The following is a 20,750-nucleotide window of genomic DNA, read 5'->3' as shown; positions in this document are numbered from 1 at the left end:
GCGACAAACTTATGCCGCGCGAAGATTGTCAGCCGAACTCTTGCCAGATCTACGATCCTGCACGATCTCGTAGGTGATCTTCTGGCCATCGTTAAGGCCACGCATACCGGCGCGCTCGACCGCTGAAATATGGACAAAAACGTCCGCGCTGCCATCGTCAGGCTGAATGAAGCCGAAGCCCTTGGTGGCGTTGAACCACTTTACAGTACCAGTGTTCATAACGATTTCCTTTCAGAGTAATTGTTGTTTGTTCCGCGATACCTTGCGGAGTTAGATCGATTATTTGGAAGGAAATCTGACGAGAGCGCAGCGGCTCCTGAGCGACGTCTCAAGCAATGGTCGATGACCCCTATATAGGTTTATTCGAAATTTTAGCAACCGAGGGCGGCCATGTCCTGTTGAAACAAGTCTGGTCAGCGCGATTAACCAACCGAATTTGCTTTCCTTCGCTCATCTGGGAGTTCGCGAAAGTGACAAAAGTGTCAATTGCGGGCTATAGCAAAAATGGTAAGCAAGGTGACTTTCGTATCGAAATCAACACCTGGGGCATCGGGCGCTATTGGGGATTTTGATACAGTGGGCTTTGGTAACAACAGGGCCCACGGTTCGATCCATTCAAGAGCCGTCATTCGTGGCTCTCCTAGGAAATCTCAGTGGTTCAACGGAACGGTGGACCGGAAGTTGAAATCCGCTCAAGGCGTCATTTGTTCAAATACTGCTCCGAACAGATTGAGGTCGGGTAATCTGTCCATGATCGCACCTTCGATGCGGATTTGCGTCAGAGACAGCCAGAGTAGCCTACATATTCATGAGCCGATGCCACTCAAACTCGCAACAGCGACCTACACCAGCCCAGTGATGGCGGCGAATGCGAGGGCGCACCGTATGAGGCCGACCAGAGTTATAAGCCTTCTCTTGCCATCAGGGTGATGGCAATGACGACAAGTGCTAGAATCGGTAGAAAGTTGCCGAACGGGATTGGCAGCGCGATAGCAATAGCGGACACGAAGATCGGAAATGCCAGCAGCCACTGCATCGTTCTGCCCGTGAGGATTGCCAGATGGCCTGGGTGGATAATCGCCTCAACTCTGGCAATGATCGGAACGCTGGAGCGAACGACGAGATCGACGACTGCAGGCGACAGTCTGCGCCGGTTGAGGAAGGCCGGAAACCACAGCGTCTGACGTCCCGTGGCGATTTGGCGTCGTGAGACTGAGTTCTGCATTCCAACCGATAAGATTGAACTCGGCAGCCCCGATCACACGACGTTTGGTTTTCCCGCCGACAGTGAGATTATTCAACTTTGGTATTTTCGATGCTGATGCCCGATTGGAAGGTCAGGAAGCCGGGCATGTTGGTGAACCCCGTAACACCTTTACGAATGGCATAGTCCTGTTCTCTCCACATGAAGAAGTCGAGAGGCGACAATTCCAGGGCGCGGTCCACAAAGGCGCTGTAGATCTTTTCGCGCTCGGCCTTGTCCACGGTGGCCCGCCCTTTGTCGAGGAGCTCATTGATCTGCGGATCGTTGAAGTACGGTGAATTGTTGGTGCGAACCAGTTTATCGCCGCCATAATAGTAGTTGCTGAGCCAATCGGCATCCGTGATCTCGCCAAGGCTGCCAAGGACGGTGAAATCATAATCGCCCGCCGTCGCCTTGGCCATGCGGGTGGCCCAGTCCGGCAGATCGAGCGTCACCTTGATGCCGATCTTTGCCAGTTCCGACTGAAGAGCGATCGCGGTGTTCTGATGAAAGCTATATTGCGATGAGGCAAGCAGGCGGACCGCGAAGCCATTCGGGTATCCTGCCTTCTTCATGAGCTCCTTGGCTTTCTCGACGTCATGCGAAAAATAGTTGGCCTTGGAGGCAGAATAGCCCATGTAGCCCTCGGGAATCGGAAGCCCATAAATGGGCGCCCCCAATCCATTGAAAGCGGTATTGATGATGACGCTGCGATCTACGGCATAGGCAATCGCCTGGCGCACTTCCGGTTTTGAAAACGGCTCGAATTTCGTGTTGAACTGAAGTCCCATGAACGGGCCGTTCACGCTCAGCAGCTGTGTATCGGGGCCTTGCTTCAGGGATGCCGCGTCTTTTGCCGGGACATATTCGATAATGTCGACATCTCCCGACTTCAGTGCGTTCACGCGCGTATTCTCGTCCCCGTAAAAGACGTAGTGAACTTCATCGAGCTCGGGCTTTCCTGCCTTGTAGTATCCGGCGTATTTCTCAACGACGATCTCTCTGCCGCGCGTCCATCTGACGAATTTGAAGGGGCCGGCGCCAATCGGAGATGCCGTCGGATTGCCTGCATTCCGTTGCAGCCAGGCGGCTGGGACGATGACCGATTCAGGCAGGGCGAGGTAGTCGATCAACGCCACGGAAGGCTTCGAAAGCACGAGCTTCACCGTCTTTTCGTCGGGCGTCTCGATGTTCGATATGATCGAAAGCTCGTTGCGGAAGGCCGCCTTGCCCTGGGGGTCGAGGATGCGTGCGAGCGAGGCCTTCACATCCGCTGCGGTGACGGGCGAGCCATCATGGAAGGTCGCCTTGCGCAGATGGAACGTATATTCCTTCGCGTCCGGACTGATGTCATAGCTTTCTGCGAGTTCCGGTGAGATCTTGCCATCGACGCCATAATTGACGAGGCCGCGATGGATCGCGAGCTTGACCGTACGGCCCGCCGTTCCCGGCTGGATGATCGTGTCAAGGGTAGATGGTTCGCCGGAGAGACCGAAATAAAGGGTTCCCCCTGCAAGCGCCATGCTGGACGTCAGGCTCATCAAGCCTGCTGCGAGCAAAGTATGAATTAGCTTTCTCATGCTGTCCCCTTGTTTCCAGTGCTTTTCATTCTTCCCGCAGTCTCGGGTCGAGGTGGTCTTGCAGGGCATCTCCAAGAATGTTGATCGCAAGCACCGTCAACGCCAGGCAGAGCGAGGGCCATGCCACGTACATTGGATTTTGACTGAGGTAGCCGCGGGCGATGCCGATCATCTGGCCCCATGAAGGTTCCGGGGGGACGATGCCTAGACCGAGAAAGCTTAAGCCCGACTCCAGAAGGATGGCGGCCGCGATCGTCAGCGTGGCCTGAACGACGAGCGGAGGCAGGATGTTCGGCAGGATTGCCTTGAGAACAACGCGCAGGTAGCGGGCGCCCATCGCATGCTCGGCCTCGACGAACTCCTGCCGGATGACCTGCAAGGTCGCCGATTGAGCGACCCGGGCAAATTGCGGGATGAAGATGACCCCGATAACGACGCTGAGACTTGTGACGCCGCTTTGCCAGAAGCCGACGGCGAGCAAAGCAAGCAGGATTGCCGGAAAGCTCAACATGATATCAACTGCGCGCATGACAAAGAATGAGATGATCGGCCGGCTATAAGCTCCGATTATCCCCAGCGCCGTCCCCGCGGTCGCGGCTATGAATGTCGATATCGCCGCCACGAGAACGGTTGGGCGAATTCCGACGAGCAGCCGCGAAAGCAGGTCGCGACCGAACTCGTCGGTTCCGAGCCAGAACTCTGCAGAGCTTCCTTGATTGACGGCATTTTGATTGATTGCCAGTGGATCATGCGGCGCGAGCAGCGGTCCGAAGGCGGCCGCGCCCAGAACGGCCGCGACAACGAGCATGCTTGCGAAGACGAGAGGGCGGCGGGGCAGCAGAGGTGTGGTCATGCGCGTTTTCGTCGAATACGGGGGTCGAGCAGGCTGTAGAAAATGTCGACACACAAGTTGATCAGGATGAATAGCGCGGCGATGGTCAGGATTGATCCCTGAACCAGCGGATAGTTTCGATTGGAGACGGCGCTGACGAGCAATGTGCTGAGGCCCGGCCAATTGAAGAGTGCTTCGACGAGAACGGTCCCGCCCATCAGGTTGCCGAGCTGCAGTCCGACGATCGTTACGATCGGAATGGCGGCATTCCGCAGTACATGCCGCCAGATCACACGGCGCTCCGTCATGCCGCGAGCGCGCAAGGATCGAACGAAATCGCGCCCTAGAATCTCCAACATCGAAGACCGCGTCATGCGCGCGATTGACGCCGCCAGCCCCAGTCCCAGCGTCAGCGCGGGGAGCGACAGTTTCTGGAAATGCAGGAAGATGTTTCTTGAAATATCGGTATAGCCGCTGGATGGCAGCCAGCCGAGTTTCAGGCTGAACAACAGAATCAAAAGTGTGCCCAGGATATAGACGGGCACGGAGATGCCAATCGTTGAGAGCGAGGTCAAAAAGCCGTCGAGAATTCGACCGCGATTCAAGGCGGCGGCAATGCCGATGGGAACACCGATAACGGCAGCAATGATAATGGCGGCGATCGCAAGCTCGATTGTCTTTGGAATGCTGCTCGCAATATATTCGTTCACAGGGTAGCCATCGAGCGAATTGCCCAGATCGCCGCGCAGCGCTCCGCCGAGCCAGTGGATGTATTGCGTCATAACCGGCTGATCCAGACCCAGTTGATGACGCGTGGCCGCTATGGCTTCCGGTGTCGGATTGCTGTCGCGCCCCAGCAGGAGCAGCACGGGGTCGCCCGGCATCACGTACATGATGGAGAAGACAAGGGTCGCGATGGCCCAGAGCTGTACGAGGGCGGTCAGTAGCCTGGAGCCGAAGACAATGACGAATGTCGAGAGGGTTTGCATCAATGCGCCTCCTCGACGATGGCGTGCCGCTCGCCGATTTTCGGCACCGCGCCGAGAAGGGCTTTGGTGTAGGGATTCTTCGGATTGTTGAAAATCTGGTCCGCGGTGCCGGTTTCGACAATCCTGCCCTTCTGCATGACGGCGATTGTATCGCTGACATGGCGCACGACCGACATGTCATGCGAGATGAAGAGATAGGTAAGGTCAAATTCTGCCTGCAGATCCTGCAGGAGATTGAGAACCTGGGCCTGCACCGACACATCCAGCGCCGAGACGGCTTCATCGCAGATCAGGAGCCTCGGCCTCAGTGCCAGCGCACGGGCAATGACGATACGCTGACGCTGTCCGCCCGAGAACTCGTGCGGATATTTCGTCATCGAACTGTGCGGCAAGCCGACAGCATCCAGCAGTTTTGTGACCATTGCTTCACGCCCCCTTCCGCCCTCATGGATGTCGATCGGCGCAGCCACCAGATCCAGCACTTTCTGGCGCGGATTGAGGGAGCCGTAGGGGTTCTGGAAGACCAGAGAGATATCGCGCCGTGCCGATCGCATCGCGTCGCGGCTGAGGGATGCGAGATTCCTGCCGTCGAAGATGATGTCCCCGCTATCCGGCTCCATCAGCCGCATGACCAGCCGGGACAAAGTAGATTTGCCGCAGCCGGACTCGCCGACGAGGCCGAGAGTCGAGCGTGTTGCGACCGAGAGGCTGACGTCATCGACCGCGCGAAATGGCTGGGGCGGAGCGAAGGCATTGTCGCGTGTCCAATAGGATTTGGTCAGCTTTTCCAGCCGCAGAAGCGGCTCGATGCCTTTGTTCGCAATCCTTGCCGCCGCTATTGTTTTTGCCGGAGCGCTTACAACGCTTCTGATCTCGCCATTATCGCCCCTTACAATGACGGGAAGGCGGGCTTGAGGGGCTGACATCGAGGGCATCGAGGCGATCAGCGCTTTGGAATAGGCGCTCTTGGGAGCCGCGAACAGAGTCGTCGTGGTCTCCTCTTCCATCAGATTTCCCCGATAGATCACGGCAACACGATCGGCCACCTCATAGATGACGCCGAGATCATGAGTAATCAAAAGAACAGCTGCTCCAATCTCCCGATTGAGGTCGCGCAAAAGCGAGAGCACCTGCTTTTGGACCGTCACGTCGAGTGCTGTGGTGGGTTCGTCGGCAATAATGACGTCCGGCTTGCAGGCGACCGCCATGGCGATCATCACGCGCTGACATTGCCCGCCCGACAGCTCATGCGGATAGGAGCGCATGCAACGGCGAGGATCGGGAATATTGACCTTCTCCAGCAGATCCAGGGCCAGCTTCCGGGCCAGGTGGCGACTTGTCCGTTCGTGTAGCAGAATCGCTTCAACGATCTGGTCGCCACAGGTAAACACCGGATCGAGCGAGGCCATCGGATCCTGGAAGATCATCGAGATGCGCTTTCCGCGCAGCTGGCGAAAGGTGTTCGCCTTTGCCGTCAGCAGGTCGATCCCTTCAAACATGATCCGGCCGCCGGTGACGAGCGCATTTGGGGGCAGCAAGCCGATGGCCGCAAGCGATAGCAGCGTTTTGCCGCTGCCGCTTTCTCCGACAAGTCCAAGAATTTCTCCCGCCCTGAGAGACAGCGACACTTTGTTGATCACGGCTTTGAGGTCGGAGCCAGCTTTGAAGGCGACCGACAGCTCTTCGATTTTCAGCACTTCCCGATCAGGCATACAGCTTTTCCGTTCTGCACGCTCTTAGCCCCGGTTATCCGGAGTAGTTCCCATGATGCTTTTTGCCACTTATCGAGCGGCTTTGTGGGAGACATTAGGCACAAGGCTTCAAACAGCGTCAAGCTCATGTTTGAAGAATGGTAGAAATTTTTCTGTTTTGGAAGTTTTTGAAGCTTTTTTTGGAATTTCTATCAGAATCAGGCTTGCGGGAATTCATAAGCCCGCTTACCGTTTGCGACATTCCAGAAGATTGGTGGGCTGCTCTAGCTGCAGCCCCTGTAAAGGTGCGGCCGTGGATGCAATCGACAGCTCGGGACGTATGGCTTTTTTATCGTACACCGGCCCGGGATCGGACCGGCGGTTGCCCTCAGTGATGCAGCGATGGCTGAAATGCCATTGAACCGCCGGCTTGAGGATACGTTCTGAAACACGCCTCGCGGCTGCGAGAAGATAGATCATGACACGCATCATTCCTGATTCAATTCTCCCCACACAGAGCCTGCCGGCCCAAGTTGATATTGTAATCATCGGTGGCGGTATCATCGGAGTCTCGACGGCACTCACGCTTGCGGAGCAGGGTGTCAGTGTGGCGCTCTGCGAAAAAGGGCTCGTCGGCGCCGAACAGTCGGGCCGCAACTGGGGCTGGGTGCGTCAGATGGGGCGCGATCCGTCGGAGCTGCCACTTGCCATGGAGAGCCTGAGGCTTTGGAAAGGCATGAACGAGCGGATTGGCGAGGAGACGGGCTTCCGGCAGACCGGCATTGCCTATCTTTGCCGCAACGTACGGCAGGAGGCGGAATATGAGGCGTGGCTGGTGCATGCGCGTACCTTCGGCCTCGATTCACGGCTGCTACGTGCCGCAGAATTGCGCCAACACCTGCCAGGCATGGTGAGTGATTTTACAGCAGCCTTGCATACGTCGACCGATGGCCGGGCCGAGCCGCTCAAGGCTGCACCGGCAATCGCGCGAGGGGCAATTCGTGCCGGTGCCCATGTCCTGACGGGCTGCGCCGTTCGCAGTATCGAACGCTCCGCGGGCCGCGTCAGCGGCGTCGTCACGGAACGCGGCAGGATTGGTTGTTCCACCGTCGTGCTTGCCGGCGGCGCCTGGTCCCGGCTCTTCGCGGGCAATATCGGTATCGATTTTCCGCAGCTGAAGATCCTCGGCTCGGTCGCGCGGGCAACCGCGGTGGGCGGCGTTCCGGACATGCCCGTCGGCGCCGATAATTTTGCCTTCCGGCGCAGGCTCGACGGCAGTTTCTCCATAGCCATGCGGAACGCCAACATCGCCCCGATCGTACCGGATAGTTTCCGGCTTTTTGCCGATTTCATTCCGAACCTGATCAAGAGCTGGCGTGAATTGAAGCTGCGTGTCGGCAATCGCTTCATCGAGGAGTGGAGGACACCGCGTTCGTGGGCGCCCGATGCCGTCTCGCCTTTCGAGCAGGTTCGCATCCTCGATCCGGTGCCGTTCGAGCGTTTCAACCGCGAAGGGCTTGCCCATTTGATCAAGGCTTTTCCGGCCTTTGCGGAAAGCCGGATAACGCAAAGCTGGGGCGGGCTGGTTGATGTCACTCCGGACGCCGTGCCCGTAATCGGCCCGATCGGTTCCATTCCAGGTTTTTATATCGCCAGCGGCTTTTCTGGCCATGGATTTGGCATCGGCCCGGGTGCGGGGCGGCTGATGGCGGAAATCGTCATGGGTGGGAAGACCTGTGTGGATCCTGCACCATTCCGCTTCGATCGCTTCAGAAAGACCAAGGCGGCATGATCCGTTTCAAAAACAGACCGAACTAAAAGAGGGTGAATGGATGGCATTGAGAATCGGTGTTGACTCCGGAGGCACGTTTACCGACGTCTGCCTTTTTGACGAAGAAACCGGCAAACTCGATATCTGGAAGGTTTCCTCGACACCCGACGACCCTTCGCGGGGGATCGCAAATGGCATTGCCGAAGGGCTTGCGACTGTTGGCGGGGCCGCCGCACAGGTGGCATTCTTGGGACATGGGACGACTGTCGCGACGAATGCCCTGATCGAGCTCAAGGGAGTCGATACAGGGCTGATCACGACCGATGGTTTCCGTGATCTCCTGGAAATCGGCCGTCAGAAACGTCCAAGCCTCTATGACATGAATGCCGAAAAGCCGGAAATCCTCGTCAGCCGTAACCGTCGGCTGGAGGTGCCCGAGCGGCTGAAAAATGATGGTTCCGTTGACCAGTCGCTGGACGAGGGTAAGTTGCGTGCAGCCATTCACACGCTTGCCGGCGAAGAGGTCAAGGCGATCGCGGTCTGCTTCCTCTATGGCTTCCTCAATACCGCGCATGAGCGGCGGGTCATCGAGATCCTGCGGGAAGAACTGCCGGAGGTCTTTGTCAGTGCGTCCCATGCGGTCGCGCCGGAATTCCGCGAATATGAGCGCATGTCCACCACCGTGGTGAATGCCTATCTCGGGCCGGTCATGCAGCGTTATATCGAACGGCTGAAGCATCGCCTGACGGAGCTTGGCATCCCCGTCGCTCCCCAGCTGACGCAGTCGAATGGCGGCGTGATCGGCTTCGATACGGCAGCGCAATTGCCCGTCCGCACCGTCCTGTCCGGACCAAGCACCGGCGTCGTCGCCGCGCAAGCGGTCGGCAGGATGGCAGGCTACGAGAACATCATCACCTTCGACGTCGGCGGGACCTCGAGCGACGTAGCGCTTCTCCAGGGTGGTTTTTGCAAGCTTACCGGCGAGGCCAACATCCATGGATATCCGATCAAGGCGCCCATGCTCGATATCCACACCGTGGGTGCCGGCGGCGGCTCCATCGCCTTTGTCGATAGCGGCGGTCTCCTGAAGGTCGGCCCGCGCAGCGCCGGTGCCGATCCGGGTCCGGTCTGCTACGGCCGAGGCAATACCGAGGCCACGGTCACGGATGCAAACATCGTTCTGCAGACCCTCAATCCGGTGGAGATCCTCGGCGGACGCATGAAGGTTCGGCGCGATCTTGCCATCGAGGCGGTCCAGAGGCTCGCCGATCAGCTCGGTCTTGGCCTGATGGAAACGGCGCAGGGGATCATTTCCGTCGTCACCGCCAATATAGCCAAGGCCATCCGGGTCATCAGCGTACAACGCGGGCACGATCCGAGAGACTACGCGTTGATGGCGTTCGGTGGCGCCGGCCCGCTGCATGCGGCGCGTCTCGCCAAGGAATTGGATATTGCCCGCATCATTGTGCCGCTGACGCCGGGAACCTTGTGCGCGCTCGGGCTGCTGCTCACGGATCTGCGTTCGGACTTCGCCATTTCGCGGCTCATGAAGGTCGGACCAGAGGCGGCCGGTCCGATGATGAACGGCTTCGACGCATTGGAACGCCAGGCCGATGCCTGGTTTGGTCAGGAAGGTATTGCCGAAGACCGTCGCGTGGTCAGCCGCACGGCCGACATGCGCTATGTCGGTCAGAATTACGAGTTGCAGGTGTCTGTACCGGTGGGGCCGGTTACGGGGGAGACGCTGGAGGTGTTGGTGAGCAGGTTCGAGCAGGCCCACCTCCAGCGTTTCGGCTTCATTGCCGAGGGGGAGGCGATCCAGATTGTCACCCTGCGCGTCGAGGCTGCCGGCCTGGTGAACAAGGCGCAGTTCGCGCCGCAACCCGACGCGGGTTCCTCCTGCGAGGCCGCCGTCATCGGGTCGCGCAAGGTCTACATGGATGAGGCCAAGGACTTCGTCGCTTGCCCCGTCTATGCCCGCGATAGGCTTTGCGCCGGCAACCGGATCGCCGGTCCGGCCATCGTCGAGCAAATGGACACCACGACGGTCATCCTTCCCGATATGCAGGCGACAGTCGATTCCTACCTCAACCTCATCCTGGAGGCGCGCGCATGACCAAGATCGATCCGATTACCGTGGAAGTCATCGGCAGCGCGCTGATGTCCATCGTGGAAGAAATGGGTGAGGCGCTGGTTCGCGCCAGCTACTCGACCAATATCAAGGAACGGCGGGATTGCTCGACGGCCCTGTTCGACTGGCGCGGCAACACGCTTTGCCAGGCAGAACACATCCCGATGCATCTCGGCAGCTTCATCGGCATCATCCCGCATATCAACAAGCGCTACCCTGCCGATGATATCAAGCCGGGCGATGTTTTCATCGGTAACGACGCTTATGAAGGCGGTGCGACACATCTGCCCGACATCGTCCTCGCAGAGCCGATCTTTCATGGCGGCACGATGGTCGGTTGGGCGGTCAATACCGCGCATCACGCCGACTTCGCCGATCGTGGCCACGCCCACATCTATCAGGAAGGCCTGAGAATACCGCCGGTGCGCCTTTACCGCGAGGGCAGGCTGCAGCACGACATACAGGATATGATCCTGCTGAATTGCCAGGTGCCGCATGAGCGCTTGTCGGACCTGCGCGCCCAGATGTCTGCCAACCGGCTTTGCGTCCAGCGCATGCAGGATCTTTGCACCAAATACGGCGCGGACAAGGTGCTTGCCGCAGGTGACGCCCTTCAGGATTACGCCGAGCGCAAGATGCGCGCCGGCATTGCCGCCATTCCCGACGGCATTTATAGCTTCACCGATCATTTCGACAGCAACCAGTTTCCGGGCATGATGAAGCTGACCGTCGACGTGACGGTGAAGGGAGACAGCATCCATCTTGCCTTCGACGCGCCACCGCAAGTCGCGGCCGGGCTGAACGTGATCTATACGGCCCTGCTCGCAACCTGCTATTACGCCGTCAAGGCGGTGATCGATCCGACCATCCTGCCGAATGCCGGCCTCTCCCGCGCAATCACGGTCGAAGCGCCGTTCGGGTCGCTTCTCAATTGCAAACACCCCGCCGCGGTGGACGGCCGCATTGCCGCCTGCCAGCGCGTCGCCGATCTAGTGCAGGGTGCGCTTGCCCAAGCGCTCCCCGGCAAGGTAACAGCCGCTGGAAACGGTACATGCACGGGCGCGCTTTTCACTGGCACGCGAGAGGACGGAGCGCTGTGGGTCTATCTGGAAACCATCGGCGGTGGCGCGGGCGCACGGCCGGCAGCCGACGGCCTGAGTGGTGTCCATGTGCATATGACGAACACATCGAACTTGCCCGTCGAGGCACTGGAACTCGAATATCCGCTCACCCTGCTTCGCTACGAACTGGTCAATGGATCGGCCGGTGCCGGCGCATATCGCGGCGGCATGGGCCTTCGCCGCGTCTACCGGATCGAGGCCGATTGCCGGCTGAGTGTCGAAGGGGGACGGCTGGCCGCTTACCCCTGGGGACTTGAAGGGGGCCTTCATGCAGCCGGATCGCATTTCGGCTTTGGAGACGGCCGGGAAAATCTTTCCGGCACGGTCGAGTTGAAGGCTGGGCAGGTCGTTGAACTGGTGACACCCGGCGGTGGCGGCTACGGCTCTCCGGATGGCCGGGCGCGAGCTGCCATTCTCCAGGACCTGATCGAAGAGCGTATCTCGCCGGAATTCGCCGAACGCGTCTACGGCTACAGGGCCGAAGCGAAAACCCGTCAGGCAACGATTGCCTGACATATCAATTCAATGATCCTCTGAAAGATAGGGCTTAAATCATGGTGAAGGTGACCAAGGTCAAATCCGGCAGCATATACGAGGAAAAGGAAAGCTATTCCCGCGTGGTTGCCGTCGACAACTGGGTGTTCGTATCAAACACCGCCGGCCGGAACTATAAGACCCGGGAAATGTCGACGGATCCCGTTGAGCAGGCCCGGCAATGCTTTCATAATATTGAGGGCGCGCTTGCCGCCGTCGGCGCGACGCTTGCCGACGTCGTCCGTTCGCGTGTGGTTATTCCCAATGTTGCGGACGCGCCGGCCGTCATGGCTTTTGTCGGGGAAAAATTCCGGGGCATCGATCCGTGCAGTACGGTCACTTGCCCGCCGCTCGGCGGTCCCGATTATCGGGTTGAAATAGAGGTAACCGCCTACAAGGGGGCGGGGGCAGCCGGCGCTGAATATATCAATGTCAGCCTTTGACATCGGTTGCTATCCGGTGTTCGCCGGATAGCCCTATTGTCTTTCTGCATCCTGGAGGACTGCCATATGCACTCGCTTTCCGTTTTGTCGCCAGGCCTCTATAAGGATGCCGAACGTTGAACGAGATGGGAATGATCATTGACTGAAACCGACGAAGTCCAGGGAGCGGAGGATTTTCTGCCGGCTGAACGGCGGGAGAAGATCATGGAGTGGTTTGCCAGCAATCAGGTGGCGTCCAGCCAGGACCTCGCCAAACGGCTCAATACGTCCATCTCCACCATACGCCGCGATCTCGATTATTTGGCTTCCCAGGGCATTCTCAAACGAACGCATGGCGGGGCTGTGCGCGTCCGTCGCAATACGACGTTCGAGCAACTCATCGATGAAGCGCGCCAGACGGCCGTCGAGGAGAAGCGCGCGATTGCTGTCGCGGCAGCAAAGCTGCTTCAGCCCGAACAAAGCGTTCTCATCGATTCTCGTTCGACCCTGCACCAGTTCGCCTATGTCGTGGCCGAGCTGACCATACCGCTGACGGTCGTGACCAATGATGTTCATGTGGCGGATGTTCTCGCGAACAAGGAGCACATCAAGCTCGTGGTTCCGGGTGGTATTTGCCGACCGGGCGCCTATGCGCTTCTCGGCGAAAGCGCCATCAATTTTGTCCGGGAACTGCGTTGCGATCATTTTTTCCTGTCGTCTCAGGCGGTCGACGCCGAATGCGCAAGCGATACATCCCTCGAGCTTGTCCAACTGCAGAGAGCGATGATCGATGCTGCCGTGGAAACGACGCTTCTCATCGATAGCAGCCGGTTTGGCGGTCGGGCAATTTACCGCACTGTTCCAATCGACAGGATAAGCCGCATCATAACGGATGAAGGCCTGCATCCCGATGAGCGGGCAAAGTACGATGATATTGCACCGGAACTGATCATCGCACCGTATGTTGACGAGATCGCCTCAGAGCAGGAGTGATGGCCCGCCCGTGGCCATTTCGATGCTGAGGTGGTTCCGACGGATTACGATTTGCTTCCTATACCTCGGCGATATCGTGCACAGGCTGGTTTTGAATTCCATGCTAGTGCCCCTTGATCATTCCCCCGTCGACGCGGATCTGCGAACCGGTGACATAACTCGCCTGTTCACTGGCCAGGAAGACAGCAACGGCGGCGAATTCTTCCGGTCTGCCGTAGCGACCCGCAGGAATCCCTTGCCTCGACGCCTCCTGCACTGCCGCAAGAGATTTCCCATTCCTTTCTGCCTGCAGATGGTCGAGCTCGCGCACCCGGTCGGTATCGATGCGTCCCGGCAAGATCATGTTGACGGTGATGCCGTGACCTGCGACCTCGGCGGCAAGCGTCTTCGACCAGCCGGCGACGGCGGCACGGACGCTGTTCGATAGAGCGAGGTTCGCAATGGGCTGCTGCACACCCGATGAACCGATCATGATGATCCGGCCCCATTTGCGGGCGATCATCCCTTCCAGTACTGCGTCGGTGATCTCGAAGATCGAAGCAGCCATGGCATCGAAGGCGGAAAGCCAGCTCTGCCGTGACTGATTGATGGCAGGGCCGGCTTTCGGTCCCCCGGAATTGTTGACGAGGATATCGATACCACCTTGCAGGTGCAGCTGCTCCTTGAGCACCGCGACCGAATCGGGATCGGCCAGATCGACCGCGATGCGGGTGATGAGAGGTGAAATTTCACTGTTTCCCGTCGTGCGGGCTGCAGCGAGCACATTGACGCCCTCTGCTGCCAGCCCATGCGCAATCGCTGCGCCAAGACCGCGGCTTGCACCCAGGACCAAAGCTCTTTTGCCTGAAATCCGTAGGTCCATCAGCGAGCTGCCTGGTTCGCGAGGATCGGTATGGTGCCGTAAGAAATTCTGATGCTGAACGACAGTTTCGGGACGAATATAGTCCTGGGAAGACTGTTTGATCGGCAGCATCTGGAGAAAGCCGCAGCCAGGGCAGCGATTCTGGAGCGCATTCACGAGATGCCGAATGGCTTTGATACGGTCGTTGGGGAGAATGGGCTTAGGCTTTCGGGCGGCGAACGGCAAAGACTAGCGATAGCGAGGGCGATCTACAGCAAACCCTCTCTGTCACTTATGGATGAAGCAAGCTCGGCACTGGACGATCAAACAGAAGCGGAAATAATGGAGCAATTGCGCCTGATAGGAGAGGAGATGACGATCATTGCGATAACGCACAGACGCTGTAGCGTGTGAACTGATGATCGAACCGTCGAGCCTGGAGTCTTAGAACGCCTTGGTGAAACCGCTAAATAGCGGGCATAGCTCAAGGAGGGCCGGTGGTGAAATGGACGATCACGATTGCGAGGAAGAACGAGGCCGGCGACGTTTGTCGTCAGGAAGTCCGGATCGATAAGAGCTGGGAGCACCCGTTCGATGGAGAGGTCGGCTTTTCGGTCGAAGAGGACAAGAAGATCATGGCGGCGCTGCAGAGCGCGGTTGTGAACCACGAGGCAGAAACCTACTCCCTTTTCGTGGACTGCCCGGATTGCCACACGTTCCAACCGTGGTGCGATCATCGGCGACGGAAAGCGTTGCCGAGCCGGATTTCGCCTCGCTACGACGCTTGCCGAGTCGGCGGTAAATTCGCTTGTTGGCAAGCGGATGGTCAAGAAACAGCAATGCGACGGTCGCTTCACGGTGCGAACATGCTCATGCAGGTCCGGACGGCCGCGCTGAGCGGCGAACTTGGCAATCGCTTGCAGGCGCCGTTTCGACAGCCAGAACAGAACGTGCCTTTAATATTCAAACCCAGGCCACCACTCCTGCGCGCCGTCTGACCCCAGAAAAGTTACCGGTCTCCTACGACGGCCAACTGTCCGAAACGATGGCGATTTGGCTTACCACTCGGCAGAGCGTTCTCAGAAGTGAGCTTTTGGCTTTGTGTGAAGATACCGCATCATAAATGTGATTTGATACATCAGTAAGCATGCGCTAAACTGCTAACATCAGAGCTTATGAAGCATAAGTGATGGTTCCGCCATGATCACTGCCGCACAGATGCGTGCCGCAAGAGCCCTTCTTGGTATAGATCAGCGCCAACTCGCGGAATTGGCGGGGGTATCCGTTCCGACAATCCAACGGATGGAGGCAAGCCCCGATGTCGTGCGCGGCAATGTTGATTCCCTGATGCGATTGCTGGCGGCTTTAAACGAAGCCGGCATTGAGGTGATCAGCGAAGGCGCGGTCAGCCCGGATGGAGGGCGCGGCGTCAGGCTGAAGACCAAGCGGTCGGAGAGCGGAGCGCCGGGATCGCTCGGACGAGGAACGGGACCTCGCTCATGATCTCCCCGGCCGCGATCCTGCTGTGCTCGGTCTTCCTGCTTGCAACGGCAGTCCTTGCGGTCTGCATCGCCCGGTCGAAACAGGCAACGACGCTCACCTATGGCCTAAGCTTCGGTCTGTCGGCAATCGCCTTTGCCGTAGCGATCGGCGCACTCGCCACGGTAGTTTCTCCCAATTCTGCATCTACGCTCGTGCTTCCGATCGGCCTGCCGTGGCTCGGCAGTCATTTTCGTCTGGATGCGCTATCCGCCTTCTTTCTAACCGTCGTCAATTTCGGCGGCATGCTTTCGAGCCTGTATGCGCTCGGCTACGGCCGTCACGAACATGCGCCGCATCGGGTGCTGCCGTTCTTCCCGGCCTTTGTCGCCGGCATGAATCTCGTGATCCTCGCGGATGACGCCTTCACCTTCCTGATGTCCTGGGAGTTCATGTCGCTCGCCTCCTGGGCGCTCGTGATGGCCCATCATCGCGATACCGGCAACCGGAAAGCCGGCTATCTCTATATCGTCATGGCGAGCTTCGGCACGCTCGCTCTCCTGCTCGCCTTCGGTCTGCTGGCGGGGTCGGATGGCAATTACGGTTTTGCCACCATGCGTGCCGCCGAACACGCGCCGCTGACCTCCGCCCTGGTGCTCGTCTTGCTGCTGCTCGGTGCCGGATCCAAGGCTGGACTGGTGCCCCTGCATGTCTGGCTGCCGCGAGCGCATCCGGCCGCCCCCAGTCATGTGTCGGCGCTTATGAGCGGCGTCATGACCAAGGTCGCAGTGTACGGCTTCATCCGCGTGATTTTCGATCTGGTCGGCGCACCAGCCTGGTGGTTCGGCATCGTCGTCCTGGCGATCGGCGGCATCACCGCGGTACTCGGCATTCTGCACGCACTGATGGAGAGCGATCTCAAACGCCTGCTTGCATACAGCACCATTGAAAATATTGGCGTCATCTTCGTCAGCCTCGGTCTGGCGCTTGCCTTCAAGGCGAGCGGCATGGGACTGGCGGCGGCCTTGGCGCTGACCGCCGCCCTGTTCCATGTCCTGAACCATTCATTCTTCAAGAGCCTGCTTTTCTTCGGTGCCGGCGCGGTGCTGACGGCAACCGGGGAGCGGGACATGGAAAAACTCGGCGGGCTCATTCATCGCATGCCGGTGACCGGCCTGGTCTTTCTCGTCGGCTGTGTCGCCATCTCGGCTCTTCCTCCCTTCAATGGTTTCGTTTCCGAATGGCTGGCATTTCAGGCCGTCCTGCAGAGCCCGGCGCTGCCGCAATGGGGATTGAAGCTGCTGGTGCCGGCCGTGGGCGGTCTGCTCGCCCTTGCCGCCGCCCTTGCCGCTGCCTGCTTCGTCAAGGTGTTCGGTGTGACGTTTCTTGGCCGTGCCCGCAGCCTGCCGGCCGAACGGGCGATGGAGGTCGATCGCTTTTCGCTCGCCGCCATGTCGGTGCTGGCCTTCCTTTGCCTTGCCGCCGGCATCCTGCCGGGGGTCGTCATCGATGCACTTGCACCGCTGACGCTTTTGCTGATCGGCCAGCGGATGCCGGTACAGACGGATATTCCGTGGCTGTCGATCGTGCCGATCGCCGAAGCTCGCAGCTCCTATAACGGCTTGCTCGTTTTCCTCTTCATTCTCTTTTCGGCGTCGTTCACGGCCTATCTGGTCCATCGCTTTGGCTCGCGGCGTATCCGACGAGCGCCGGCCTGGGATTGCGGCTTTCCGGTGAGCAGCCCGGCAACGCAATATAGCGCCAGCAGTTTCGCCCAGCCCATCCGGCGCGTCTTCGGCACGCTGATCTTTCGCGCGCGCGACCGCGTCACGATGCCGCCGCCCGGCGATCTCCGACCCGCACGGTTCGCCCTGGAAATGCACGATTATATCTGGGAAGGTCTCTACCTGCCCATCGTCGGCGCCGTCGGCTTTGCAGCGGAAAAACTCAACCATCTGCAATTCCTGACAATCCGGCGCTATCTGAGCCTGGTCTTCATAACGCTCGTCCTCCTGCTTCTGGTGCTGGCGCTATGGTCATGATATCTGCCCTTTTCGCCCAGGCCCTCCAGATGTCGCTCGTCGTGCTGCTGGCGCCGCTGCTGACGGGCGTTGTGCGCATGTTCAAGGCCCGGCTGCTGCGCCGGCGTGGGCCTTCTCCGATACAGCCCTATCGCGACCTTGTCCGGCTTCTGCGCAAGGAGGCAGTGGTTGCGGAGAATGCGTCCTGGCTGTTCAGGGCAGCACCTTATCTGATCTTCGCCGCGACATGGGTGGCTGCCGCCATCATCCCGACCTTCGCCACCGGCCTCCTCTTCAGCTGGACTGCGGATCTGATCGCCATCATCGCGCTGCTTGGCAGTGCGCGCTTCTTCCTGGCGCTCGCCGGCATGGATGTAGGCACCAGCTTCGGCGGCATCGGCTCGAGCCGCGAGATGATGATTGCGACACTGGCCGAGCCGTCGATGCTGCTCATCATCTTCACGCTTGCCCTGGTGGCCGGCTCGACCCAGCTCTCTGCCATCGCCGCCTTCATGACCTCGCCGCAGGTGGGGTTGCGCGTCTCGCTGGCGATTGCCCTGATCGCCCTCATCATGGTCGCGATTGCCGAAAATGCCCGTATTCCCGTCGACAATCCTGCGACCCATCTGGAATTGACCATGGTGCACGAAGCCATGGTGCTCGAATATTCCGGACGGCATCTCGCCATGATCGAGCTTGCGGCGTCGCTCAAGCTCTTGCTCTACATTTCGCTGATCGCCTGCCTGTTCGTTCCCTGGAAGCTGGTCGCTTTCGGGGCCGGACCGATTGCCTACCTGATCGGATTGTCCGCCTATCTTGCCAAGTTGGCAGCGGGTGGCGCCCTGCTTGCGCTCTTCGAAACCGCGACCGCCAAGATGCGTGTTTTCCGTGTGCCGGAATTCCTCGGTGCCGCGCTGATGCTCGGTCTGCTCGCCGCCCTGTTGCGTTTCGTGTCGAGGGGGCTCTGATGACCGGGTCGGTCTTCGACATCGCTCACATGCTCGCCGGCGGCCTAGTGCTCGTCAGCATGATGATGCTCTATCAGGACCGTCTTTATGCGCTGCTGAACGTCTTTGCGCTGCATTCGCTGGTGCTGACGCTGTCGGTTGCCTGGCAGGCTCTCATCCAGGATGCGCCGCATCTCTTCGTGACGGCGGCGATCGCTCTCATTTTCAAGGCGATCATCATTCCTGTGGTGCTGCATCGCATGATCCGCCAGCTCGGCATCCATCGCGAGATAGAGACTGTCGTCGGCGTCGGCCCCACCATGCTCGTCGGCCTGGGCCTTGTGGCCTTGGCCACGGTCGTCATGCTGCGGGTGACGCCGTCGGCCGATCCGATCGCACGCGAGGATCTTGCCTTTGCCCTGTCGGTTCTGCTGCTGGGACTGCTGATCATGGTCACGCGCCGCAATGCCGTGAGCCAGGTCGTCGGCTTCATGTCGCTGGAAAACGGCTTGGTCCTGGCGGCGACCGGCGCCAAGGGCATGCCGCTGGTGGTGGAGATCAGCGTCGCCTTCTCGATCCTGATCGCCTTCATCGTCATCGGCGTCTTCCTGTTCCGCATCCGCGAGCGCTTCGACACGGTCGACGTCCGGGCGCTCGACGATTTCAAGGGGAGGCGACAGAAATGAACGCTCCCCCCTCCATTCTCGGCTTTGATGCGGTGACGGCGGTCCTTGTCATTCCGATCGTTGCCGCCGCCCTTCTGGCGTTCCTGCCCGGCTACCGCATGACGGCGCGACTGAACGTCGTCGCGAGCCTTCTGACGCTGCTTGCCGCGCTTTTGCTTTTTTTCAGCGCTCGGTTGCCGCCGGGCCGATATCTGCTCGTGGACGATCTCAATATCGTCTTTATCGTCCTGAATGCCTTCGTCGGCTTCACCACAAGCGTCTTCAGTGCCGGCTACATCGCCCACGAACTGGAGATCGGCCGTTTGACGCCCGCCAACCTGCGATTCTACCACGCGATGTATCAGATCATGATGTTTGGTATGAATCTCGCATTCGTGTCGAACAATATCGGTCTGATGTGGGTGGCGGTGGAACTTGCGACGCTGACCACCGTGTTGATGGTCGGCATCTACCGCACCCATGAGGCACTGGAAGCGGCCTGGAAGTATTTCATCCTCGGAAGCGTCGGTATCGCCTTCGCGCTGTTTGGCACCATTCTCGTCTATCTGGCCGCTCAGGCCGTTGTCGGCACAGGCTACGACGCCATGGTCTGGACGACGCTGGTAGAACACGCCGCCGGCTTCGATCCGGCTCTTCTCAACCTCGCCTTCATCTTCCTGTTGCTCGGCTACGGCACCAAGGTCGGACTTGCGCCGCTCCATGCCTGGCTACCAGACGCGCATGCCGAGGGGCCGACACCGATCTCGGCAGTGCTTTCCGGCCTGCTGCTCAATGTCGCGCTCTACGCCGTTTTGCGTTTCAAGATATTGCTCGCCGCCAGCCCGGAAGCAATTAGCCCCGGGCCGCTCATGATGACGATGGGGCTCATCTCGCTGATCTTCGCCGCCTTCATGCTCTATCGCCGTCGCGACATAAAACGTCTGTTCGCCTATTCCTCGATCGAACATATGGGCATCATCGTCTTCGCCTTCGGTCTCGGCGGCTCGCTCGCCAATTTCGCCGGACTGCTGCATATGGTCATGCATTCGCTGACCAAGTCGGCGATCTTCTTTGCCGTCGGTCACATCGCCCAGATCAAGGGGACGCAGAGGCTCTCGGCCATCCGGGGCCTGACCGAAACGCATCCGGGGCTTGGCTGGGGCCTGCTGGCGGGCGTCATCGCCATTGCCGGCCTGCCGCCGGCCGGCATCTTCATGAGCGAGTTCCTCATCGTCAGTTCCACCTTCGCGAAGCAGCCGCTGCTCGCCATTCCGCTCGTCTTTGGGCTGCTGATCGCTTTCGGCGCTCTGTTGCTGCGATTGACGGGGGCGATTTTTGGTCAACCGCGCGGCAGCACTGCCCCGGCCGAAGCATCCTACCTGCCGATGTTCCTGCATCTCGTGCTGGTGCTTGGAGCCGGAATCTACCTGCCGCCGCCGATGGTTGCCTGGTTTCAGCATATCGCCAATCTACTTCGATGATGCGAGGTC

At 59.4% G+C, this 20,750-nt stretch carries 21 protein-coding genes; 12 read left to right on the top strand and 9 right to left on the bottom strand.

Annotated features, from left to right (window positions below; translation table 11 throughout):
* Positions 1–9: 9 nt before the first annotated feature.
* The 8 genes from GA0061103_RS26965 to GA0061103_RS26930 all read right to left on the bottom strand — a co-directional run bounded on the left by GA0061103_RS26965 (position 10) and on the right by GA0061103_RS26930 (position 6,815).
* Positions 10–219: a cold-shock protein gene (locus tag GA0061103_RS26965; protein ID WP_092716632.1), complete on the bottom strand. Its 210-nt coding sequence runs from the start codon at positions 217–219 to the stop codon at positions 10–12.
* 263 nt (positions 220–482) lie between these two features.
* Positions 483–629 (bottom strand): hypothetical protein, encoded by a 147-nt coding sequence (locus tag GA0061103_RS35150; RefSeq protein WP_162747628.1) that lies wholly within the window; start codon positions 627–629, stop codon positions 483–485.
* A gap of 272 nt (positions 630–901) precedes the next feature.
* Positions 902–1,225: an exopolysaccharide biosynthesis protein gene (locus tag GA0061103_RS26955; protein WP_245304878.1), complete on the bottom strand. Its 324-nt coding sequence runs from the start codon at positions 1,223–1,225 to the stop codon at positions 902–904.
* Between the two features lie 68 nt (positions 1,226–1,293).
* Positions 1,294–2,823, bottom strand: a complete 1,530-nt coding sequence (locus tag GA0061103_RS26950; RefSeq protein WP_092716628.1) for an ABC transporter substrate-binding protein — start codon at positions 2,821–2,823, stop codon at positions 1,294–1,296.
* A gap of 25 nt (positions 2,824–2,848) precedes the next feature.
* Positions 2,849–3,676, bottom strand: a complete 828-nt coding sequence (locus GA0061103_RS26945; RefSeq protein ID WP_092716626.1) for an ABC transporter permease — start codon at positions 3,674–3,676, stop codon at positions 2,849–2,851.
* The gene (locus tag GA0061103_RS26940) at positions 3,673–4,644 is read right to left on the bottom strand and encodes an ABC transporter permease (protein WP_092716624.1); all 972 of its coding nucleotides are present in this window, start codon (positions 4,642–4,644) and stop codon (positions 3,673–3,675) included. The genes GA0061103_RS26945 and GA0061103_RS26940 overlap by 4 nt, the downstream gene beginning before the upstream one ends.
* Entirely contained in the window at positions 4,644–6,356 is a 1,713-nt protein-coding gene (locus GA0061103_RS26935) for an ABC transporter ATP-binding protein (RefSeq protein ID WP_092716622.1), read from the bottom strand. Before GA0061103_RS26935 ends, GA0061103_RS26940 begins: the two co-directional genes overlap by 1 nt.
* Before the next feature lie 225 nt (positions 6,357–6,581).
* On the bottom strand, positions 6,582–6,815 hold the full coding sequence (locus GA0061103_RS26930) for a hypothetical protein (protein ID WP_141694476.1): 234 nt from the start codon (positions 6,813–6,815) through the stop codon (positions 6,582–6,584).
* Between GA0061103_RS26930 and GA0061103_RS26925 the strand changes: the two genes are divergently transcribed.
* From GA0061103_RS26925 to GA0061103_RS26905, 5 genes are all read left to right on the top strand, one after another.
* Positions 6,814–8,127: an NAD(P)/FAD-dependent oxidoreductase gene (locus tag GA0061103_RS26925; RefSeq protein WP_092716618.1), complete on the top strand. Its 1,314-nt coding sequence runs from the start codon at positions 6,814–6,816 to the stop codon at positions 8,125–8,127. The genes GA0061103_RS26930 and GA0061103_RS26925 overlap by 2 nt on opposite strands.
* Positions 8,128–8,167: 40 nt before the next feature.
* Positions 8,168–10,222, top strand: a complete 2,055-nt coding sequence (locus tag GA0061103_RS26920) for a hydantoinase/oxoprolinase family protein (protein ID WP_092716616.1) — start codon at positions 8,168–8,170, stop codon at positions 10,220–10,222.
* Positions 10,219–11,871, top strand: a complete 1,653-nt coding sequence (locus tag GA0061103_RS26915; protein ID WP_092716614.1) for a hydantoinase B/oxoprolinase family protein — start codon at positions 10,219–10,221, stop codon at positions 11,869–11,871. The genes GA0061103_RS26920 and GA0061103_RS26915 overlap by 4 nt, the downstream gene beginning before the upstream one ends.
* Before the next feature lie 41 nt (positions 11,872–11,912).
* Positions 11,913–12,335 carry a RidA family protein gene (locus GA0061103_RS26910; protein WP_092716612.1) on the top strand — a complete coding sequence of 141 codons (423 nt, stop codon included), beginning with the start codon at positions 11,913–11,915 and terminating at the stop codon, positions 12,333–12,335.
* A 138-nt stretch (positions 12,336–12,473) separates the two neighbouring features.
* Positions 12,474–13,307: a DeoR/GlpR family DNA-binding transcription regulator gene (locus GA0061103_RS26905; protein ID WP_092716610.1), complete on the top strand. Its 834-nt coding sequence runs from the start codon at positions 12,474–12,476 to the stop codon at positions 13,305–13,307.
* 103 nt (positions 13,308–13,410) lie between these two features.
* On the opposite strand, the gene GA0061103_RS26900 is transcribed toward GA0061103_RS26905, so the two are convergent.
* Positions 13,411–14,169: an SDR family oxidoreductase gene (locus GA0061103_RS26900; RefSeq protein ID WP_092716608.1), complete on the bottom strand. Its 759-nt coding sequence runs from the start codon at positions 14,167–14,169 to the stop codon at positions 13,411–13,413.
* Positions 14,170–14,220: 51 nt separating this feature from the next.
* Between GA0061103_RS26900 and GA0061103_RS26895 the strand changes: the two genes are divergently transcribed.
* The 7 genes from GA0061103_RS26895 (at position 14,221) to GA0061103_RS26865 (ending at position 20,741) form a co-directional block, all read left to right on the top strand.
* Positions 14,221–14,562 (top strand): ATP-binding cassette domain-containing protein, encoded by a 342-nt coding sequence (locus GA0061103_RS26895; protein WP_245304877.1) that lies wholly within the window; start codon positions 14,221–14,223, stop codon positions 14,560–14,562.
* 86 nt (positions 14,563–14,648) lie between these two features.
* The gene (locus GA0061103_RS26890; protein WP_141694475.1) at positions 14,649–15,146 is read left to right on the top strand and encodes a hypothetical protein; all 498 of its coding nucleotides are present in this window, start codon (positions 14,649–14,651) and stop codon (positions 15,144–15,146) included.
* A gap of 202 nt (positions 15,147–15,348) precedes the next feature.
* Positions 15,349–15,651: a helix-turn-helix domain-containing protein gene (locus GA0061103_RS26885; protein WP_092716604.1), complete on the top strand. Its 303-nt coding sequence runs from the start codon at positions 15,349–15,351 to the stop codon at positions 15,649–15,651.
* Entirely contained in the window at positions 15,648–17,669 is a 2,022-nt protein-coding gene (gene hyfB, locus GA0061103_RS26880) for a hydrogenase 4 subunit B (RefSeq protein WP_092716602.1), read from the top strand. Before GA0061103_RS26885 ends, hyfB begins: the two co-directional genes overlap by 4 nt.
* Positions 17,660–18,616: a respiratory chain complex I subunit 1 family protein gene (locus GA0061103_RS26875; RefSeq protein ID WP_092716600.1), complete on the top strand. Its 957-nt coding sequence runs from the start codon at positions 17,660–17,662 to the stop codon at positions 18,614–18,616. The genes hyfB and GA0061103_RS26875 overlap by 10 nt, the downstream gene beginning before the upstream one ends.
* Positions 18,616–19,281: a hydrogenase-4 component E gene (locus tag GA0061103_RS26870; RefSeq protein ID WP_092716598.1), complete on the top strand. Its 666-nt coding sequence runs from the start codon at positions 18,616–18,618 to the stop codon at positions 19,279–19,281. The genes GA0061103_RS26875 and GA0061103_RS26870 overlap by 1 nt, the downstream gene beginning before the upstream one ends.
* A complete protein-coding gene (locus GA0061103_RS26865; protein ID WP_092716597.1) occupies positions 19,278–20,741 on the top strand; it encodes a hydrogenase 4 subunit F in 1,464 nt (487 codons plus the stop codon). Before GA0061103_RS26870 ends, GA0061103_RS26865 begins: the two co-directional genes overlap by 4 nt.
* Positions 20,742–20,750: the final 9 nt, after the last annotated feature.

Source organism: Martinezella multihospitum (assembly GCF_900094585.1).
Lineage (GTDB): Bacteria > Pseudomonadota > Alphaproteobacteria > Rhizobiales > Rhizobiaceae > Rhizobium > Rhizobium multihospitium.
Note: the sequence above shows the minus strand (reverse complement) of the source record. Positions and strands in the feature narration are given on the sequence as shown.

Excerpts from the sequence above, each read along its gene's own strand:
- GA0061103_RS26965 (WP_092716632.1), bottom strand. The coding sequence starts at position 219 with ATGAACACTGGTACTGTAAAGTGGTTCAACGCCACCAAGGGCTTCGGC.
- GA0061103_RS35150 (WP_162747628.1), bottom strand. The coding sequence starts at position 629 with ATGACGGCTCTTGAATGGATCGAACCGTGGGCCCTGTTGTTACCAAAG.
- GA0061103_RS26955 (WP_245304878.1), bottom strand. The coding sequence starts at position 1,225 with ATGCAGAACTCAGTCTCACGACGCCAAATCGCCACGGGACGTCAGACG.
- GA0061103_RS26950 (WP_092716628.1), bottom strand. The coding sequence starts at position 2,823 with ATGAGAAAGCTAATTCATACTTTGCTCGCAGCAGGCTTGATGAGCCTG.
- GA0061103_RS26945 (WP_092716626.1), bottom strand. The coding sequence starts at position 3,676 with ATGACCACACCTCTGCTGCCCCGCCGCCCTCTCGTCTTCGCAAGCATG.
- GA0061103_RS26940 (WP_092716624.1), bottom strand. The coding sequence starts at position 4,644 with ATGCAAACCCTCTCGACATTCGTCATTGTCTTCGGCTCCAGGCTACTG.
- GA0061103_RS26935 (WP_092716622.1), bottom strand. The coding sequence starts at position 6,356 with ATGCCTGATCGGGAAGTGCTGAAAATCGAAGAGCTGTCGGTCGCCTTC.
- GA0061103_RS26925 (WP_092716618.1), top strand. The coding sequence starts at position 6,814 with ATGACACGCATCATTCCTGATTCAATTCTCCCCACACAGAGCCTGCCG.
- GA0061103_RS26930 (WP_141694476.1), bottom strand. The coding sequence starts at position 6,815 with ATGATCTATCTTCTCGCAGCCGCGAGGCGTGTTTCAGAACGTATCCTC.
- GA0061103_RS26920 (WP_092716616.1), top strand. The coding sequence starts at position 8,168 with ATGGCATTGAGAATCGGTGTTGACTCCGGAGGCACGTTTACCGACGTC.
- GA0061103_RS26915 (WP_092716614.1), top strand. The coding sequence starts at position 10,219 with ATGACCAAGATCGATCCGATTACCGTGGAAGTCATCGGCAGCGCGCTG.
- GA0061103_RS26910 (WP_092716612.1), top strand. The coding sequence starts at position 11,913 with ATGGTGAAGGTGACCAAGGTCAAATCCGGCAGCATATACGAGGAAAAG.
- GA0061103_RS26900 (WP_092716608.1), bottom strand. The coding sequence starts at position 14,169 with ATGGACCTACGGATTTCAGGCAAAAGAGCTTTGGTCCTGGGTGCAAGC.
- GA0061103_RS26895 (WP_245304877.1), top strand. The coding sequence starts at position 14,221 with ATGCTGAACGACAGTTTCGGGACGAATATAGTCCTGGGAAGACTGTTT.
- GA0061103_RS26885 (WP_092716604.1), top strand. The coding sequence starts at position 15,349 with ATGATCACTGCCGCACAGATGCGTGCCGCAAGAGCCCTTCTTGGTATA.
- hyfB (WP_092716602.1), top strand. The coding sequence starts at position 15,648 with ATGATCTCCCCGGCCGCGATCCTGCTGTGCTCGGTCTTCCTGCTTGCA.
- GA0061103_RS26875 (WP_092716600.1), top strand. The coding sequence starts at position 17,660 with ATGGTCATGATATCTGCCCTTTTCGCCCAGGCCCTCCAGATGTCGCTC.
- GA0061103_RS26870 (WP_092716598.1), top strand. The coding sequence starts at position 18,616 with ATGACCGGGTCGGTCTTCGACATCGCTCACATGCTCGCCGGCGGCCTA.
- GA0061103_RS26865 (WP_092716597.1), top strand. The coding sequence starts at position 19,278 with ATGAACGCTCCCCCCTCCATTCTCGGCTTTGATGCGGTGACGGCGGTC.